This is a genomic window from Providencia sp. PROV130 (assembly GCF_028482225.1).
In the GTDB taxonomy this organism is placed as follows: Bacteria; Pseudomonadota; Gammaproteobacteria; order Enterobacterales; family Enterobacteriaceae; genus Providencia; species Providencia rettgeri.
The window spans coordinates 18026-36459 of sequence record NZ_JAMPQC010000007.1; the positions used below are offsets into that span (position 1 = coordinate 18026).

Sequence of the window (18434 nt, forward strand, 5' to 3'; positions counted from 1 at the left end):
TTACTCTCTTTTAAATCACAAATGAAAGTGCAAAAGTGCCTGCCAGCGCGACGAAAGACGCAATCAACGTGGCAACACTGTAAAAACGGAATGTTTCGGCTAAAGTGGCATTACAGTACTGTTTGACTAACCAGAACAGCGAGTCAGTAACGATGGTGCAACCAATTGCGCCGGAACCAATGGCTAATGTCATGATTTCTGGGCTAATGTGCGGGTACATTGGCATTAGCGGAGCCACAATCGCGGTTGCGCCCATCATCGCAACAGTGGCAGAACCGACCGCGGCATGCAGGATGATTGCTACTAGCCAGGCCAGTAAGATTGGGTGCATATCAATACCCGATAGCACCATCGCTAAGGAATCACTCAGTCCACTGCCTTTTAAGATACCGTTAAATGCCCCACCCGCACCGATAATCAATAAAATATTAGCGATTGAGCTAAAACTCTCTTCGGTTTTGCTGAGTAATACGCTCATTCCCATATTACGTCGGATCCCTAACATGTAATAAGCGACAAAAGCGGCAATAAACATAGCGGTTATTGGGTTACCAATAAACTGTAAAAAGGTAAATAACTGGCTATCTTTGCTCATGTTCAAATCAGCGGCTGTTTTGATCAACATGAGGATAATTGGCAGTAAAACGGTAAATAATGTGGCACCGAGAGAAGGCAAATCTTTCTCTTCTCGTACTTCAAGGTCAGAGAAGGCTTCTGGCACCGTTTTAAACGGTAAGCGGTCACCTAAGAACTTGAGGAACAGTGGTCCACCCACTAATGAGGCGACTAAGCCTACTGCGAGCCCTGCCACAATCACCGTACCAATGTCAGCACCTAATTCATTTGTGACAAAGAGAGCCGCAGGGTGTGGTGGTACGATACAGTGTACAGCCATCAGTGCGGTACATAATGGGATAGCCAGTTTTAATAACGAGGTATTGGTTTTTTTCGCAATGGAAAAAGCTAATGGGATTAGCAGGACAACGCCCACTTCAACAAACAGCGTAATACCGCAGATTAAGCCAATTAGTACCATGGTAACGTCAGGCGTTAACCAACGGCTCTTTTGTAATGTCACCCCAATGCGCTCTGCCGCACCGGAGATTTCCATCATTTTACCGAGTATAGTCCCCAAACCGATAATAGCGGCTAAAAACCCAAGTGTACCCCCAATGCCATTTTCGATGGCGCTGACCATCTCTAATGGGTTCATTTGCATGGAGATACCGACAAAGAAGCTGGCGAGTAAAAGTGCTAAAAAGGGATGAAACTTAAATTTAATAATTGAAACGATGATTAGTAAAATACTGATAACTAAAGTACCAATCATCCACATTGTAGAGTCCATATCCTACCCCTGATCATCTTGTTGTTGTTCTTCTATTGGATAATAAATATTCAGAGGTGACAAACGATGAAACATGCAGTTTGGATGAACTAAATTAACTCAAGGCTGTGATATTAGTCATATAAATTGGAGATTAGTGTCTTTGGGTCATCTAAATTCATCTTAAAATGGGTATTGTAGAGATTATTAGGCATCATAGTTTTTATTGGGGGCATTGTGTCGGTAAATTTCAATCAATTTGAGCAATCTGGATTTATTCAATGGAATAAACGGCTATCAAGTTATCAACTATCGCGCTTGCATACTTTTGAAGCGGCTGCACGGCATTGTTCTTTTGCCTTAGCGGCACAGGAACTCTCGTTAACCCCCAGTGCAGTTAGTCACCGAATTAACACGTTAGAAGGGGAATTGGGGTTTAAATTATTTGGGCGTTTTCATCGGCGTATTGAGCTAACCTCAGACGGGGAGCGAATTTACTGGGCACTACGTAAAAATTTGGATGATATTAATCAAGAAATCATTGATATCAAAAACCAAGAAATTTCGGGTGAACTGACGGTGTATTCACGGCCCTCCATTGCCCAGTGCTGGTTAATCCCCAAAATTGCAGATTTTGCTAATCAATACCCCTCAATTCAGTTGAATCTGTTAACGGGAAACGATGATGTTAATTTTCGTGGCTATGGTATTGATATTGCCATTTATTATGATGATATAACAAGATCTAATCTGTATTGTGAGGACTTGATGACTGAATCCATTGTGCCTGTTTGTAGCCCGCAATACGCGCAGCAATATGATTTACTCGATAATATTCATCAACTAAAAAATGGCACTTTATTGCATGACCGTCAGGCATGGAGTAGCAACTCCGACTATGATGAGTGGAAAGCGTGGAGTGAGCATTACCAGTTGGCACTGTTTCCACATCGTCGCAACCTGTGTTTTGATCGTTCCGATTTAGCGATTGTTGCCGCAATGAACCATGCTGGTGTGGCAATGGGGCGTAAACAATTGGTTGAAAAACGGCTGAAGCGGCAAGAACTGGTGATGCCATTTGGCGATATTTCGCTGAAGTGCCAACAACGCTATTATTTTGCCATGTTGAATGAAAAACGAAACCCAAAGGCAGATATATTCATTCAATGGCTAAAACAGCAAGTTAACGCAATACCGCAAGTAAAATGACACTTATTCGAGTAAGATAACCACTTGGTGATGTTTTTAGAGAATGGAAAAACCGAAAGCTATGGCCCCGAAAACGCAAAAAGTTGCCACGATCAAAGATGTCGCTGCCAAAGCTCAGGCAGGGAAAACCAGTATCTCACGTTATTTGAATGGTGAATTTCATTTGCTTTCAGATAATTTGCGTCAACGTATTGAAAGCGCTATTCGTGAATTAAATTATCGGCCAAACCAAATGGCGCGTAGCTTGAAACATGGGCGGACAGGCCTGATTGGCTTGATTATTGCCGATATCAGTAATCCATTCTCTGTTGAAGTGCTAAAAGGGGTGGAAGCCGAGTCAATCAAACAAGGTTTTATGACCGTCGTGTGCAATGCGGATAATAGCATTGAGCGTGAATGCCAATTTATTCAACTGCTCAAAGGTTACCGCGTGGATGGGCTAATCATAAATTCAGCGGGTGTTAACGAACAATTCATTGACGTGCTGAAAGAAACTACTCTGCCATTTGTCTTATTAGATAGAAAAATCGACAATTTTCCCAGCGACATGGTTGGGTTAGATAACCCCGCTTCCGCACAAATGGCCTTTAATCATCTTGTTGAACAAGGGTTCGAAGCGATTTGCTTCGTCACTGAGCCTGTTGTGTATAACAGTGCACGCCAAGAGCGCTTACAGACATTTCAAGCGTTATCACAGAATCATCAACATATTCAAAGCGAATTTCATGAAGTCACCTTGCCAGATCCGGCAAAATTAGAGGCTATCGTTGCTGACTTTTGTATCGCACATCGTGGTATGCGCAAAGTGATTGTCGCCGCCAATGGTGTCCTGACCTTGCAGCTGGCGTATGTTATGAATAAACAAGGGCTACGTTGGGGGACAGATATTGGCTTTTTAAGCTTCGATAACCTCGAATGGGCTGCATTAGCTGGGCAAGGGGTGACTTCGGTGTCTCAACCAACAGCGGAAATGGGGCACAAGGCGGTAGAGTGTTTGCTCGAAAAACTGGAAAACCCCGATAAACCCCCGCTGCAATACTTATTTAATGGGGAATTGCTGATCCGTAAATCGACGACATTGTAGCCTTTGGACACTAAATCGTTCGGCTTTTAAAATTTGGTTACCATTTCCCAATTTAGCTTAAGGTTTATTACATGTATACTGGTAGGTAGATTAAGTTATAACCATTTTGAGAGCATAGGGAACATATGAGAAAGATAGGGATATTATTGCTAGTTAGCCTTGTTTTAGCGGGGTGTAGCACCAGAAGTCAGGTCAAAGAATATACCTGCCAAGTTGACCAAAGTTATAATCACATCACGATAGAGCGTAATGGTAAGTTTTTCTTCCCCACTGGTGCCAGTAAAGTTCAAATCTTTTTCAATAATAATCAAATTAATGTTGTTGATTTTGTTGGCTATGAGTATATGAGTTATCCGCTAGTGAAAAGCACGGAGCAGCGACGTGTTGAGAAAATAAAAGATTTTAATGTCGTGATCAATAAAGGTGATTTTTATTCTGATGTCAATGGCATGTTGGAGATTTACTCACCCAGTCAAAAAACCGTCGGATTATATTATTTAGCACCATCAACCAGTAAACTGAATTCTATCCAATTTCTGACCGAGTGTGAACGAAGCAGTGTTGCTCGCCCGGGACACGCCCATGAGCATTGATGTTTAAAGAGCCAAAGAGCCCTAATAAATTAGGGCGTTCTAGGTATTTATCTATTTCGCTATTTCAGGGTTAACACAATTTTGGCTTAGGTCACCCTTTAAGGCAGCGATTAGGTTATCAACGGCACACTCGACCATGGCGTAACGGGTTTCATGGGTAGCAGAACCGATATGCGGCAGAGCAACCACATTAGGTAGCGTGAGTAGCTTAGAGTTACAGGGAAGAGGTTCAACTTCAAACACATCTAAACCCGCCCCCCGAATTGTGCCTCTTTCTAATGCGTCGATCAGCGCGGCTTCATCGACGATCCGGCCTCTTGAACCGTTGATCAAAAATGCACTGGGTTTCATTTTTGCTAACTCATTTTTACCGATCAGCTTTTCGGTTGACGCTGATAATGGCAGCACGACACAGACAAAATCAGACTCCGCAAGTAGCGTATCGAGGTCACAACGGCGTGCGTTGAGCTGGTTTTCTGCATCGGGATGGGTATGGTTATTGTAATAGAGAACTGGCATTCCGAAGCCTAAATGAGCGCGTTTGGCAACGGCATAGCCAATGCGCCCCATACCTAAAATGCCGATAGTTTTACCATTCACATTACTGCCATATGCGTTTTCACCAATACTTTGAGTCCATTGGCCGTTTTTCACCATCTCAGCCATTTCGATAATGCGGCGCGCGCTACAAAGCACTAAAGTGAAAATGGTATCTGCGGTGGTTTCCGTTAATACATTTGGGGTATGCATCAATGCAACCTTTCTGGCATTCATCGCATCAATATCAAATTGGTCGACACCAACGGAAATGGTCGATGCCACTTTCAAATTGGGTGCATTGGCAATGTCATCTGCGGTGATAGGATAACTGGCCCCGATAATGCCGTCAGCGCTGGATAACGCTTGTTTAAAGTTAGCGAGATTCTCAGGTGTAATGCTGTCAAATGCAGTGACATTAAAGTGCTGCTGTAGCCGCTCAAGTTGATCCGCGGGAATGGATTTATATAAAATAATGTTCTGTTTCATGGTATCCCTTTTAAGCATGTTTCGTGATGACTGCATCACTATTTTGTTCTTGGCTTGGTTTGACAATTAAGGTAAAGAAAACCGAGGCTAATAGTGCGAGTCCCATAAACATATACGAAGCACTTGGGCTACCGGTCGCCCCATTTAAATAGCCAACAAACCATGAACCAAAGAATGAACCTAATGCGCCCATACTATTGATTAATGCCATTGCACCACCTGCAACGTTCTTTGGCAACATTTCAGGAATGATAGCGAAGAAGGGCCCGTACGGAGCGTACATTGCTGCGCCTGCAATCACCAATAAGGTATAAGAGAACCAGAAATTCGTGCTACCGAGCAGGTATGAGCCGAGGAAACAGACCGCCCCAAGCAAAAGCATTGGCCAAACGAATAGTTTACGGTTATGCATACGGTCAGATGCCCATGACACGAGGATCATGGCTAAGGTTGCAGCAAGGTAAGGAACGGCAGAAAGCCAGCCTGTTTCTACCATTCCAAGGTTGGATGCTCCACGAATAATCGATGGCAACCACAGTACAAAGCCATACACCCCAATGCTCCAACAAAAATATTGAGCGCATAGTAAAATTACATTACGAGACTTAAAGGCTTCGCGGTAATTGCGAACAGGCTTGATATTTTTTTGTTCGTCACTAAGAATTTTATCTAATGTCTCTTTTTCAGTCTGGCTGAGCCAATTCACTTGACTGGGTTTATCACGTGCAGTTCTCCACCAGAAAAAAGCCCACAAAATCGCAGGAACCCCTTCAATGATAAACATTTCCCGCCAACCGAATGCCTGAATGAGGTAACCGGATAGCACAGACATCCACAGCACCGTAACTGGGTTACCTAAAATTAAAAAGGTGTTAGCGCGTGACCGTTCTGACTGAGTAAACCAGTTACTGATGTAGATAAGCATCGCAGGCATGACTGCGGCCTCGACGACTCCTAAGCTAAAGCGAATAATCACCAACATCGGAATATTGCTGACCATCCCGGTTAAGCTAGCAAAAATTCCCCAGAGAAAAATACAGGCAAAAATCAGTTTGCGGACACTGCGCTTTTCCGCGTAAATAGCGCCTGGTATTTGGAAAAAGAAATAGCCAAGGAAAAATAATGAGCCGAGTAGCGACGACATTCCTTTGGTAATGCCTAAGTCAGCATTGATACCTGCGGCGGCGGCAAAGCTGTAGTTTGCTCTATCCAAATAGGCAAGGCTATAGGTGATAAACACGATTGGCATGATGCGCCACCAACGTGACATTGCTGGAGTATTCATTGTCATAATCGATTTCCTTTTAACATACCGCTTTAGTGGTGTCCGCGGAGAGTAATGCCATTTCATGCTGCAGTTGTGCTTGGGTTGGTAAGCCTTCACTATCTCCTATAACTTGAATGGCTCTTGCTCCAACAAAATTACCTCTTGCAACAGCTTGCGGTAATGTTAAGCCTTCAAGTAAGGCACTAATGACGCCAACGGCAAAGCCATCGCCAGCTCCAACGGTATCAATGACGTGTTTAACATGAACGGCCGGAGATATGCCCTGCTGGTTATCCGCTGTTTTATAATATGCGCCGTGTTCTCCGGTTTTAATCACAACGGCTTCAACACCGTGAGCGAGATAAAAATCAGCAATAGACTCGGGTTGGTCGAAGCCTGTGAGAATTTTGCCTTCTTTTAAGCCAGGTAAAACCCAATTAGCTTGAAACGCGAGTTGGTTGAGCTGTTTCACCATTTCTGTTTCGCTCTTCCATAGAGAAGGGCGCAAGTTGGGGTCAAATGATAGTGTTTTGCCTGCATTTCGCATCCATTTCGCGGCATACAGTGACAGTTGGTAGCTGGTGGGTGAAAGCGCGGCTGCCACGCCACTTAAATGTAAATGGCGAGCGGATAAGAAATAATTTTCATTAAAATCGGTTAAATCTAAATGGCTTGCCGCAGAGCCTTGACGAAAATACTCTACGATGGGATCGGTTCCATTTTCGGCTTTAGATTTAAGCTGAAAGCCTGTTGGGTAATGAGAGTCTACCGTAACACATTGAGTATCCACATGTTCATTATCTAGTGTGGCTTGGATAAAACGCCCGAAAGAGTCATTACCTAAGCGGCTAATCCATCCTGTTCTTAACCCAAGACGTGAGAGGCCAACAGCAACGTTGAGCTCTGCCCCTGCAGCACGACGAACAAAGTTTTCGACCTCATGCAATTTCCCTGTTTGCGTGGCGACGAACATCATCATGGCTTCGCCAAGAGTAACTACATCTAATTGATTTTTCATTAAATTAATTTCCCCTTTCACTGAGAGAGCCTGAAACAGAGAAGTCCTTTAATAGAGATACATAGTATTCAGTGACTGCGCGTAAATCATGCCCTTCAAGTGGAAACTCGATACCACAAGGAGCGTCATTTGGTAGAAGGTTGAGTACTTCTTTCCATGTGCCGTCGCTGTCATCAAGTGCTACAGCAACGCGTTTACTGTCACGCAATTGGCAGGCTTTAACGTGAATGTAAGCGACTTGGGAAGCAAAAATATGTGCAGCTTTTAACGTATCTTCCCGATGCCAGTACCAGTTCGCCATATCAAACGCCATTTTTATAGGCATATTTTGGTGTTTTACATCAGCAAAAAAACGTTCAAGAGGCGCAATATGGCCACCGACTTCGGTTTGATCATTCTCGATCACTAACTGTGTGTTGTATTGATTGAGAAGATTAATTACTTCGGTTAAATCATAATTTTCTGGTAATTCACCGAGTGATAGTTTTAAAAAGCGAGCATTAAGTTGTTTGGCATCTTCAAAATAGCCTTGTAGTTTAGTGATGGCGATAGGGCTACGTTGCTGAAATAGCGTGTCTGGCACGGAATAAACGGCAGTGAGCTGCCTTGATTGTAACCCTTTGGCGATATCCGAAAGATTATCGCTTGGTAGTAAGAGTTCTTGGCGGATCTCTGCGCCATCCGCATGGCTGTTTTGAATGATATCGAATAAAGCTTGTTGGCCACCTAATTGTTTTACGGTTTGTGCCCCATAGGCAGCGGTGACAACAATAATGTGTTTGCTCATGACTTTCCTCTCTCTGAATAAGGGCATTAGCCCATTTGTCATTGCGAATAACTCATTATGGAACCGGTTCCATGATGCTTTCTAGTGACAAAAGAGCAAAATCAGAGCTATATCACTAATCAAATGGCGACAAATGTTTAATTGCCGATCTTTATCACAACTCTAGATGTAATGGGTGTAACGCCTATTATTCTTCCTGATAAATACATTTATATTCCATAACTAATTGATTATTGATTTTTTTATATACAGCTAATATGAAAATGTACCTAATAAATGCGTGGTTCTTCATAATTAATTATTGTTAGCGGTATCTCAATTTCGTCTTCTTCGCCTTTCAATGAAATTATATTTCAATATATTAATGACGATGTGAAATTTTAGTGCAGTAGCGGCATTAATTTCACAAGCTCTACCCTGACTACACCACAGCAACTCATAAAAATAATAAGTTACGAAGATGAGGTTCCGAATATGAAAGTAATGAAATTAACCGCACTTTGTAGTGCGCTTCTGTTAGCTAGCGTTACATGGGCTCAAGCAAATACTAATGAAAGTGCGGGAGTCTATAAAAAAGCCTGTACACCAGAGTTAATCCAAGCAGCAAAAAGCAATGCAGATCTTTGCTATGGGGTGAATACGGCTAGTGATATTCAAATTACTAAAAAAAATGATGATAAATATAAGATAAAAGTCGTCATTATTGGTGAAAGTACCAATAAAAATTATATGAATACTTATGGTTATCCATTAGAAAATACACCATTTCTTTCATCGGTAAATGGACGTTTTTTCAATAATTTTATTAGTGCAGCATCCAATACGGTACCGACCTTAACGCGTGCATTAGCGAAAAATGATTTAAATACAATCACACAGCACCATGAAAAGCCGTATTACAATAATAATTCGGTTGTTGATTTAGCCAACAAAGCGGGTTATGAAACCTATTACATCGGTAATAATGGCAGCTTTGGTGATGATGAAATTGGCTTTACAAATTATTTTCTAAAGGCGAATTATTTTTTACCGGTTAGAGACAGCAAGCCTGGTTTTGACAACCTTTTCGTGCAAGAAAAGGTTGTCGTTGATGACAATGTGAATAAACTCACCAATGATTTTAAAATGTTACCTGCCTTTAAAGCCGCGTTAAATAACCCGTCAGAGAAAGAAAAAGTCATTTTTGTTCATATGTGGGGGCCTCACCATGATGGTTGGCCGAAAGGAGCTTGTGAACTCGTTAAAAATAATTACAACATTAACCCTGAGCAATTTGATACGGGTTGGGGAAGTATAGCGAACTGTTATGTTTCAGCGATTAAACTGAGTGATGATTTTATTGGCGATATTTATAGTATCTTGCAAGAAAATAATAAAAATGGGGATAACCCGTTCTCCATTTTATATTTTTCTGACCATGGGCAAGGGTTAGTCAAAGCCAATAAACAGCACGTAAAAGCACTGGAAGCAGAGTATAAAGGGTATATCAAAGAAGGAAATCTATATTTACGTCATGGTCAACTCGTGAAAGGGGCATATCAAGTTCCATTAGTGGTCATCAATTCGGATGATACTAAACGTGAATTTCGCGATGAAACGTTAAGTGAGTGGAATTTATTTGATTATTTCGCGTCGTGGTTAGGCGTAGAAACTAACCTAACATCCCCAGCGAAAAGTATCGTAGCGGAGACTATCACACCTGAAAAAGATATTGATGTCTTTGTTTTCCCACGGGATGAGTTTGTGAAGTACGATAGCCTGCCGCAGGATACCGTATTATCACCAGCCACAGTTAATACCCAAGTCGTCGCTGACAATTAATCTGTCAAAAAATAAGGCAGAACCGAATTAGCTGTTCTGCCTTTATTATCTTTATTCAATAGGTTATTGACTCAATGCATCGGCAACCGCTTTAAAGCGGGCAAATTTATTACGTAACTGTTGATACCCAACAGCGTTTGGTTGGTAAGTGGTGATTTTTGGGGTACTTGCCGCAATGGCGACATCAAAACCTGAGTAGTAACCTGTTCCGACAGCGGCACAAAGTGCAGCCGCTTGGCAACCTGATTGCTGCACGTTGACGACATCTAACGGCAAATTACTGGCATCACAGAACATTTGCATCCACAATGGTGACTGTGTTGGGCCACCTGTGAAACGAATAGATTCAGTTGTATTATCAAGGCCAACAATACGGTCTTGGTGCAATAAATGTGAAAATACAATCCCTTGATAGATAGCATAAGCAATATCGGCATCGGTATGGTGTGAACTCAAACCGAGTAGACCACCATGCAAATTACTGTGGTAGTTAGAACCGTACAGCCAAGGGAAAAACAGAATATCATTTGGCCGTGTTGCCCCTTCAGCCACACAGTGATTTAGTACGTTATAATCTTGCAAACGTTGATTGAAGAAGTGACGAGTGAACCACGCGAGGTTACTGGCGGAAGTCGGGCTGCCTTCGTGGACAAAATAGGTACCTGGAATACAGTATTTACTCCATACGTATGGGTAATCTGAAGGCACGATTTCATCGAAGACACGTGTTGAAATGGTCCAAGTTCCGGCTACGGCGCTGAGTTTATCTTTTTGACTAACCCCTGACGCCAACGCTGCACCCACGACATCAAAGAAGCCACCAAATACAGGGGTTCCTTCCACAAGCCCACATTCTACAGCAGCTTTGTGGGTGACCGTTCCTGCTAATTGAGCTGAGTTAATAACGGGTGCCAGCTTGTCATTTACCTCATCAATACCAAATAATTGGCATAATTTAGGATCATAGCTCGACAGGGTTTGGTTAAATAATTGGCTACCAGAAATATTGGTTTCTTCGCAGGCAATTTGGTCGGTTAGACGGTAGCGAATGTAATCGTGGACCATCAAAACATGCTGAGTATCACGATAGTTATCAGGTTCGTGTTGTTTTAACCAACGCAGTAGTGCCACAGGATGAGAAGCCCATAATTGCTGCAAACTCAATGGATAAGCTTTATCCGCAGTGCCGTCTTGGTGCCATTCATCAACAATAGATTGAGCGCGTGAATCAGATGACACAATCCCATTTCTAACCGGTTTTCCTTGGCTATTGAGTAAATACAGCCCTTTGCCGTGAGAAGAAAAGCTGACACCGGAAATTTGGGCGGGGCTGAGTTGGCTATTTTGAATCGCTTGGCGAATCACGCTACAAGTCGCTTCCCACAGCATTTCCATATTGCGTTCACTAAAACCTGCTTGTGGACTCTCAGTGGGAAAAGAATGTTCAGCAACGGTAATTTCTTGGCCTTCTGCGGTGTAGATACCCGCTTTAATTACGGTACCACCAAGGTCAACACCCATAAAAAATGCATTCATTATCGGCTCCTTTAGGCGTTGTACCAGCCTGCTTGTTGCATTTTGTCTTCCATCCAATGACGGGCTTTGATAATTTCAATTAGTGGCTCATCGGCTTTTTCTGTCCACATTTCAATCAGGAAGGAACCACGGTAATTTAAACGTTTTAATAATTTGAATAAATTAACAAAATCTACGCAGCCTTCGCCGAAAGGCACATCACGGAATTGACCTTTGCAGGTTTCGGTCACCGCATACGTATCTTTTAAGTGAATCGCTGCGACGTGTTCAATTCCTTGGGTGAATTCTTTTTCGACATCATTACCCCACGCGGTTAAGTTACCGACATCAGGATACACACTGAACCAAGGTGAGCGAATTTTATCGGAAAGCGTTTGCCATTTGCTAATGGAATTCATAAAAGGCGTATCCATGATTTCCACTGCACACATCACTTGAGAAGCGGCTGCAATTTCACTGACCCATTGCATGCCTTTTTCGAAATTGGCAATTGTTTCGGCATCTTGCTCTTCATAGTAAACGTCATAACCCGCGAGCTGGATAGTACGAATACCTAAGTCTTGAGCGAGCTTAATGGCTTTTTCCATTAAGGTATAGGCCATCATACGGGTAGCTTCATCATGGCTACCGAAAGGAAAGCGGCGATGGCCGGATAAACACATACTTGGAATGCGAATGCCTGTTTCTTGAATGGCTCTAACAACTTCTAGGCGTTCTGCGGTGCTCCAGTCTAACCGAGCTAGACGTTCGTCAGTTTCATCTACTGACATTTCCACAAAATCGTAACCCGCAGATTTTGCGATAACTAATTTTTCTAACCAACTGCTGTTTTTCGGTAATGCTTTTTCATAAATACCAATTGGATGCTTGCGCATGGTTTTCCCCTTGAAAAATTAACTTTGTGTCGATGCTTTATTAAGGCGTTGGTTGCGGTTCATCGCACGTTTAGCACTCCATTTTTCTTTGAAGAACTTGAATGCTAATGCCAAGATGAGCGTGATCCCCCAAACAGCGAGGTTAAAGTGCAGGCTCACTCCTAGCAGGCTTAAACCTGTCGCAATGACCTGTAAAACCAATAAGGCACAGAACACTCGGCTAACCTTACCAACTCCCCCAAATGGGTTAGTTCCACCTAATACGATGGCAAGAATGGTGAGCAGTAAATAGGAATCCCCGTAGCCCATACGTGCAGAGTTAAAGCGAGCCATCATGATTAACCCAGCTAACACACATAACAGACTAGAAATGGTGTATATCGCAATCATGACACGGTCGGTACGAATACCGCTGAACCACGTTGCATTGATATTACTGCCACTCATATAAATATTTTTACCTAGCCGCGTACAGCCTAGAAAAAGCGCTAACAGAATTGCGGTAACGATGAAAATAATCATAGCGATTGGTACCCCAAGCACGGTATCGGAGCCAATGGCACGAACAATGGGCGGCATGCCACTCAGTGCCGCTCCTTTAGTGAGGTAAACGCCAATACCGCTGATAATTGTCATGGTGCCGAGAGTGACTAGAATTGGATGTGCCCCGATGTGGGAAATCATCAGCCCCGTTAAGCTACCAATAATGACCGCAATTACGGTTGCGCCAATTAATGCGAAGACCAACCACATCAGTTGTGTACCCGTTCCAGCATCCATCGGAAGGTAATTGATAAACACCCAAGCCATAAATAGGCCGGTTAAGTTAGCGGTACTAATAATGGCAAGGTTCAAGCCGCCGCTTAACATAGGTACAAACATGGCAAAGGTAAGTAAGCCCAACTCAGGTAATTGAAAAGTGATACTTAAAAACGTATTTTGGGTAAAAAAGTGACCTGGCATGGCAATACTAAATGCGGCGATAGCCAGAACAAAGATTGAAAGCAGTCCGATAACAGAGCCATCAATTTTAAAAAAAGTATTTTTTTTCATGGTGATATTCCTGTTAAACAAAACCTACGTCCGTCTCTTTACGTTTTTTGTAGTGAGTAATACAAATCGCAATGAGAATAACCAGCCCAATGACGATATTGACGAAGTAGTTTGAAACACCAATCAGATTTAGGCCGTTTTTCAAGATACCAATCAGGAAAACCCCCATTAGTGTCCCTATCACAGAACCCCGTCCGCCGGATAAACTGGCGCCACCTAATACAGCCGCAGCAAGCACATCCAGCTCTCCACCCACAAGGGCACTCGGTACGACTTCGCTCATTCGATAGGTTTGCAACATGCCGCCAATTGCCGCCATTGCACCAAGGTAGCCATAGGCAAACAAGTAAATCACTGAGACACGGATACCAATACGAGACGCAGATTCTTGACTTCCGCCTACCGCGTATAACTGACGGCCGATGTGGGTTTTATTCATCAAAATCCACGTTAAGAAGGCAATGCCAAGCATCACAATTAACGGCAAGCCAACTTGGTAATATTCGCCATCCACTTCAAAAGGCAAAATAGTCACAGGGTCAACCCACCAATCGGGCAAGTCATAAATACTGTGCCCATTGGTTAACCACATCAGCATTCCGAACAACAGTGATTGCATACTAATGGTGATAATGATCGACACAACATTCAGCGAATAAATCAAAATGGCATTGATTAATCCAAAGGCGATACCGATGATAATTGCTAATGTGATACTGACCGCTGGGCTGGCAATAAAACCTTGTAATAACCAAGTCGCGATCACGTATTGCACTACGGAAGCCACAGCAGCAAACGAAATATCAATGCCCCCAGTGACAAGAACCACAAATAAGCCCAAGGCGAAAATACCCGTCACCGCATAGCTTTCACTGAGATCGAGTAAATTTTGAATAGTCAGAAATTGTGGGCTCATCAATGTGAAGAACACCACCATGATAAGAATGACCCAAGTCAGCCAGCCTTCGACAGATTGTGGTCGTAATTTTTGCCAATTAGCCATTGATGATTTCCTCCAATTGTTGCTCATTGATGGAATCTGTCACAATTTCTTTGACGATAGAGCCTTGTTTCATATGTAAAATTCTGTCGCAATTATAATAAGCTTCGGAGGCTTCATCGGTAATTAATAAAATGGAGATACCGACACCTGACAAACGGTGAATGAGTTTGTAAATACTGTCTTTTGCGCCGATATCGACGCCAACGGTTGGCGAATCTAAAATCAGTACCTTAGGGCGTGTTAAAATCCATTTGGCAAGTACCACTTTTTGCTGGTTACCGCCTGAAAGTGTTGAAAGGGCGTTATTTGGGTCGGTGACTTTAATATCTAAGTCGGCTATCCACTCTTGTACGATGTCTTGGCACTGTTTTTCATCGATTAAATGCCAAGGTGTTTTGAGTCGATCAAGAATCGAAATCACCATATTGTCTGCGATGGATTGCTGTAAGATAGCGCCTAAAGTCAGGCGGTCTTCAGATACATAACCAATGCCACGCTTAATAGCGTCGGTGTTATTTTTTAACTTAACAGGTTTGCCTTCAATGAATAATTCGCCGCTGTCTGGACGGGTAATGCCAAACAACGATAGCGCTAATTCGGTGCGGCCTGAGCCAAGCAAACCACATAAACCTAATACTTCGCCGCGTTTTAAATTTAAGTTGATATCACTATATTGCCCAGTCCGACTGAGATTTTTTAGCTCGAGTACTGTGCGTCGGTCTTCTGCGTTATTTGGTGGCTTACGTTCATGGACAATGTCTAAGCCAGTCATTAACTCAGTAATTTTGCGTGTAGTTAAGCCTTCAGCAGGCCATGTTCCAATTTTTTGACCATCACGGATCACGGTGATACGGTCAGAGATCTCTTTGACTTCTTCTAGCCGATGACTAACAAAAACAACCGTGATCCCTTTATCTTTTAGGTAATTAACCGTTGAGAGTAATTGGTTGACTTCAGTACGGGTCAGTGAAGCCGTTGGTTCATCCATAATGACCAGACGTGCATCGGCGACTAAGGCTCGGCAGATCGCAACTTGTTGGCGTTGAGCAATGGGTAAGAATTGTACCGGTGTATCAGGGTCAATGGTAAAAGCCAGCTCATTGAGGATTTCTAACGCTTTCTCGCGCAGTTGTTTTTTGCGAAACCAGCCAAAATAGCCTTTGAGATTCAGTTCAAAGGCGATATTTTCGGCAACAGTTAAATTAGGAAATAACGACAAATCTTGGTAGATAACTTGTACACCTAATTCACGGGCTTTATCTGGCGTCAACCGATGATAACTTTTTCCATCAATTTCAATTTTGCTACCGTCATCAGGGGCATAGACACCACTGATGGTTTTAATTAATGTGCTTTTCCCACACCCATTGGTGCCTGCTAAACAGTGCACTTCACCTTTGTTGAGCGTCAAATCGATATTGCGTAATGCACGGTGACCACCGAAGCTTTTGGAAAGGTCTCGCAAGGTAATGAGTGGATCGGATTTGTCAGCTTTAGAGGTGCTTGTCATAAGTACAATTCCTACTGCAAATAAATTGGTGTTGGCTTGTTTGTGATGAGTTCGAGCTGCTGCGTTAGTACAGGCAACTCGAACTCAAAGAACATAAAATTTAATATATTGATAAATATTGTATTTTTGTTGTAAATGTTATTTTAACAGGGTGAAATTACAGACCGACTTCGACTAATTTTTTAGTATTTTCAATATTCAAATTAACGGGGTTATCACTCAAAATAGTGTTACCACTGACTTTGATTTCACCCATATCACCAATAGACACGCCATCTTTAATTTCTTCACCATTCATCATGGCAGTCGCAACCTGTACAAATACTTGTCCTGCGACTTTTGGATTGGAAATATAGCCGCCATCAATTGCACCTTTTTCCAGTAATTTGATGCCTTGGCCTGGCGTAAATGTCCCGAATACACAGGTTTCATCATTTTTGCGGCGTTTATCAATGGCACGGCCTGCACCGATAGGGCCTTGTGAACCAAATGACATGATGCCTTTTAAGTCTTTGTGTTTAGATAATAAATCATTGGCTGTACGCATTGAGTCGTCAACGGATTCGGCAACACCAAAGCGATCATCGACCATTTGCATTTTCGGGTAGTTTGCTTTTTGGTAAGCAATCGCCGCATCAGCCCATTCGTTCACTAATGGTACTGTCAGGCTTCCCACAAACATGGCATATTTGCCTTCTTCGCCCATACATGCCGCCATATCTCTCATATGGTTAGCACCCATACTTTGGGTATCCAGTAATTCAAAGTCCCAATCTGCATTTTTTTGGTTTGGTGATTCGTGGGTAATGACTTTAATTCCAGCGTCTTGAGCTCGCTTTAATACAGGTTCAAGAACTTTAGCGTCGTTAGGGACAACGCCAATGACATCTACTTTTTTGGCGATTAAATCTTCGATAGCACGAACTTGTTCCGCAGGATCAGCGGTTGTTGGGCCAACTTGGAAGGCGTTTACACCCAGTTTTTTGCCTTCTTCAGTAATACCTTGTTCCATAACATTAAACCAAGGAATACCACCGACTTTAACGACGACACCCATGGTAAAGGGCTTTTGTGCTTTTTGTGATTCAGCCATCGCGACATTTGAAAATAGTGCAACGCTCATTAAACAAGGTAAAACTAGCTTCTTCATGTTCATAGTTGTATTCCTTAGTGTAGATGGATACTAAATCAAGAACTTTCATTTTTAGAAATAATGAATTTCTCATATTTAGATATGCCTATAATTAAGTGCTAAGGAATTATGGGTAAATAATATCCCTGCACTTATTTAATACAGAAAATAAAATGGAACTTATTATTTTTACTTACATTACAGCTATCTAATTTTTATTTTTATAAATTATTTGTCGCACTCGATAATTTTAAGATTAGAGAATTGTTTTTGAAAATTATTATCATTTAGTTTATTTGTGATTAATACGTCAATATCATCAAATGTACAAACCTGACTAAATGCATACTTTCCTAATTTACTGTTATCCGCGAGCAAAACTTTATTTTCAGAAACCTGTAACATAATATTTTTTAATTTTGAGTTTATTTCACTGCCATCGCGAATACCATTTTCGATATTGAACCCTTGGCATGAAAGAAATAAGGTTTTTATCTGAAAGCTACGAATAATACTTTCTGCAATTGGGCCATGAAAATCATCATGACGTTCTGAATACTCCCCGCCAATACCAATAACACGAACTCGGTCACGGCAGGCCAACGCTTGGATAATTTTGACCGAGTTTGTCACCACGGTGATGTCGATATCGGGTATTTGCCGTGCTAGAAACCAGCAAGTACTGCTGTTATCTAGCATGATACAGTCACCAGGCTGAATTAATTTTAGAGCAGCCTTCGAAATTTTCATTTTGGCATCGGGATGCTCTTCAGTTCTTTTACGAAAAGACTCTGCGCCATCAACCATTTGACTGAGTTTGACCGAAGATGGCATAACATTCACCATTGGCATTTCTTCTTGGTCGATGGCCACCGCGCCCCCAAAGCTACGGATGATCCTGTTTTCTCGCTCAAGAGTCGTTAAATCGCGACGAATAGTTTCTTGAGACACGAGACATAATTGCGCTAAATCACGTACCAACGCCGAACCATTTTGCGAAACATGAGAACATATTAATTTATGGCGTTCGGCTTGTAACATATTTAGCTCCTATTATTTCCACGATATTTATTCTGCCCGTGTTGCTTTTTTTTTGTCGTGATTGGATTCAAGTAATCTCTTTTTGAAAAAAACAAAGCCGATTAAAGTGATTTTGATCTTCATTTTATGAATTTAAAATTATTCTATTACAT

The 18434-nt window shown here is 42.2% G+C and carries 16 protein-coding genes; 4 read left to right on the forward strand and 12 right to left on the reverse strand.

Annotated features, from left to right (window positions below; all coding sequences use genetic code 11):
• Positions 1 to 10: 10 nt before the first annotated feature.
• Positions 11 to 1348: a D-serine transporter DsdX gene (dsdX, locus tag PSF28_RS06280; RefSeq protein WP_210838130.1), complete on the reverse strand. Its 1338-nt coding sequence runs from the start codon at positions 1346 to 1348 to the stop codon at positions 11 to 13.
• Between the two features lie 216 nt (positions 1349 to 1564).
• Between dsdX and dsdC the strand changes: the two genes are divergently transcribed.
• From dsdC to PSF28_RS06295, 3 genes are all read left to right on the forward strand, one after another.
• The gene (dsdC, locus tag PSF28_RS06285) at positions 1565 to 2536 is read left to right on the forward strand and encodes a DNA-binding transcriptional regulator DsdC (RefSeq protein ID WP_210838128.1); all 972 of its coding nucleotides are present in this window, start codon (positions 1565 to 1567) and stop codon (positions 2534 to 2536) included.
• A gap of 43 nt (positions 2537 to 2579) precedes the next feature.
• The gene (locus tag PSF28_RS06290; protein WP_210838126.1) at positions 2580 to 3620 is read left to right on the forward strand and encodes a LacI family DNA-binding transcriptional regulator; all 1041 of its coding nucleotides are present in this window, start codon (positions 2580 to 2582) and stop codon (positions 3618 to 3620) included.
• Positions 3621 to 3745: 125 nt separating this feature from the next.
• Positions 3746 to 4213, forward strand: a complete 468-nt coding sequence (locus PSF28_RS06295) for a hypothetical protein (RefSeq protein WP_210838124.1) — start codon at positions 3746 to 3748, stop codon at positions 4211 to 4213.
• Positions 4214 to 4264: 51 nt separating this feature from the next.
• Here PSF28_RS06295 and ghrB read toward each other — a convergent pair whose 3' ends face one another.
• From ghrB to PSF28_RS06315, 4 genes are read right to left on the reverse strand one after another with little or no spacing between them, the layout of a single operon-like run.
• Positions 4265 to 5239 carry a glyoxylate/hydroxypyruvate reductase GhrB gene (ghrB, locus tag PSF28_RS06300; protein ID WP_210838122.1) on the reverse strand — a complete coding sequence of 325 codons (975 nt, stop codon included), beginning with the start codon at positions 5237 to 5239 and terminating at the stop codon, positions 4265 to 4267.
• A gap of 10 nt (positions 5240 to 5249) precedes the next feature.
• Complete coding sequence (locus PSF28_RS06305) at positions 5250 to 6530, reverse strand: MFS transporter (protein WP_272683550.1); 1281 nt, start codon at positions 6528 to 6530, stop codon at positions 5250 to 5252.
• 13 nt (positions 6531 to 6543) lie between these two features.
• Complete coding sequence (locus tag PSF28_RS06310) at positions 6544 to 7524, reverse strand: sugar kinase (RefSeq protein ID WP_210838119.1); 981 nt, start codon at positions 7522 to 7524, stop codon at positions 6544 to 6546.
• Between the two features lie 4 nt (positions 7525 to 7528).
• Entirely contained in the window at positions 7529 to 8311 is a 783-nt protein-coding gene (locus tag PSF28_RS06315; RefSeq protein WP_272684794.1) for a sugar phosphate isomerase/epimerase family protein, read from the reverse strand.
• A 474-nt stretch (positions 8312 to 8785) separates the two neighbouring features.
• On the opposite strand from PSF28_RS06315, the gene PSF28_RS06320 reads away from it, so the two are divergent.
• Positions 8786 to 10132 carry a phosphoethanolamine transferase gene (locus PSF28_RS06320; RefSeq protein WP_210838115.1) on the forward strand — a complete coding sequence of 449 codons (1347 nt, stop codon included), beginning with the start codon at positions 8786 to 8788 and terminating at the stop codon, positions 10130 to 10132.
• 63 nt (positions 10133 to 10195) lie between these two features.
• On the opposite strand, the gene PSF28_RS06325 is transcribed toward PSF28_RS06320, so the two are convergent.
• The 7 genes from PSF28_RS06325 to PSF28_RS06355 all read right to left on the reverse strand — a co-directional run bounded on the left by PSF28_RS06325 (position 10196) and on the right by PSF28_RS06355 (position 18282).
• A complete protein-coding gene (locus PSF28_RS06325; protein WP_272684795.1) occupies positions 10196 to 11668 on the reverse strand; it encodes an FGGY-family carbohydrate kinase in 1473 nt (490 codons plus the stop codon).
• Positions 11669 to 11679: 11 nt separating this feature from the next.
• On the reverse strand, positions 11680 to 12543 hold the full coding sequence (locus PSF28_RS06330) for an L-ribulose-5-phosphate 3-epimerase (protein ID WP_140171742.1): 864 nt from the start codon (positions 12541 to 12543) through the stop codon (positions 11680 to 11682).
• A gap of 18 nt (positions 12544 to 12561) precedes the next feature.
• Positions 12562 to 13596 carry an ABC transporter permease gene (locus tag PSF28_RS06335; protein WP_210838109.1) on the reverse strand — a complete coding sequence of 345 codons (1035 nt, stop codon included), beginning with the start codon at positions 13594 to 13596 and terminating at the stop codon, positions 12562 to 12564.
• 13 nt (positions 13597 to 13609) lie between these two features.
• Positions 13610 to 14599: an ABC transporter permease gene (locus PSF28_RS06340; protein WP_004259203.1), complete on the reverse strand. Its 990-nt coding sequence runs from the start codon at positions 14597 to 14599 to the stop codon at positions 13610 to 13612.
• The gene (locus PSF28_RS06345) at positions 14592 to 16109 is read right to left on the reverse strand and encodes a sugar ABC transporter ATP-binding protein (protein ID WP_210838107.1); all 1518 of its coding nucleotides are present in this window, start codon (positions 16107 to 16109) and stop codon (positions 14592 to 14594) included. Before PSF28_RS06345 ends, PSF28_RS06340 begins: the two co-directional genes overlap by 8 nt.
• Positions 16110 to 16266: 157 nt before the next feature.
• Positions 16267 to 17259, reverse strand: a complete 993-nt coding sequence (locus PSF28_RS06350; protein WP_036958239.1) for a substrate-binding domain-containing protein — start codon at positions 17257 to 17259, stop codon at positions 16267 to 16269.
• A 210-nt stretch (positions 17260 to 17469) separates the two neighbouring features.
• Positions 17470 to 18282 (reverse strand): DeoR/GlpR family DNA-binding transcription regulator, encoded by an 813-nt coding sequence (locus PSF28_RS06355; protein ID WP_004907878.1) that lies wholly within the window; start codon positions 18280 to 18282, stop codon positions 17470 to 17472.
• Positions 18283 to 18434: the final 152 nt, after the last annotated feature.

Excerpts from the sequence above, each read along its gene's own strand:
- PSF28_RS06315 (WP_272684794.1), bottom strand. The coding sequence starts at position 8,311 with ATGAGCAAACACATTATTGTTGTCACCGCTGCCTATGGGGCACAAACC.
- PSF28_RS06340 (WP_004259203.1), bottom strand. The coding sequence starts at position 14,599 with ATGGCTAATTGGCAAAAATTACGACCACAATCTGTCGAAGGCTGGCTG.
- PSF28_RS06330 (WP_140171742.1), bottom strand. The coding sequence starts at position 12,543 with ATGCGCAAGCATCCAATTGGTATTTATGAAAAAGCATTACCGAAAAAC.
- PSF28_RS06310 (WP_210838119.1), bottom strand. The coding sequence starts at position 7,524 with ATGAAAAATCAATTAGATGTAGTTACTCTTGGCGAAGCCATGATGATG.
- PSF28_RS06305 (WP_272683550.1), bottom strand. The coding sequence starts at position 6,530 with ATGACAATGAATACTCCAGCAATGTCACGTTGGTGGCGCATCATGCCA.
- PSF28_RS06290 (WP_210838126.1), top strand. The coding sequence starts at position 2,580 with ATGGAAAAACCGAAAGCTATGGCCCCGAAAACGCAAAAAGTTGCCACG.
- PSF28_RS06355 (WP_004907878.1), bottom strand. The coding sequence starts at position 18,282 with ATGTTACAAGCCGAACGCCATAAATTAATATGTTCTCATGTTTCGCAA.
- dsdX (WP_210838130.1), bottom strand. The coding sequence starts at position 1,348 with ATGGACTCTACAATGTGGATGATTGGTACTTTAGTTATCAGTATTTTA.
- PSF28_RS06295 (WP_210838124.1), top strand. The coding sequence starts at position 3,746 with ATGAGAAAGATAGGGATATTATTGCTAGTTAGCCTTGTTTTAGCGGGG.
- PSF28_RS06325 (WP_272684795.1), bottom strand. The coding sequence starts at position 11,668 with ATGAATGCATTTTTTATGGGTGTTGACCTTGGTGGTACCGTAATTAAA.
- PSF28_RS06350 (WP_036958239.1), bottom strand. The coding sequence starts at position 17,259 with ATGAAGAAGCTAGTTTTACCTTGTTTAATGAGCGTTGCACTATTTTCA.
- PSF28_RS06335 (WP_210838109.1), bottom strand. The coding sequence starts at position 13,596 with ATGAAAAAAAATACTTTTTTTAAAATTGATGGCTCTGTTATCGGACTG.
- PSF28_RS06320 (WP_210838115.1), top strand. The coding sequence starts at position 8,786 with ATGAAAGTAATGAAATTAACCGCACTTTGTAGTGCGCTTCTGTTAGCT.
- PSF28_RS06345 (WP_210838107.1), bottom strand. The coding sequence starts at position 16,109 with ATGACAAGCACCTCTAAAGCTGACAAATCCGATCCACTCATTACCTTG.
- ghrB (WP_210838122.1), bottom strand. The coding sequence starts at position 5,239 with ATGAAACAGAACATTATTTTATATAAATCCATTCCCGCGGATCAACTT.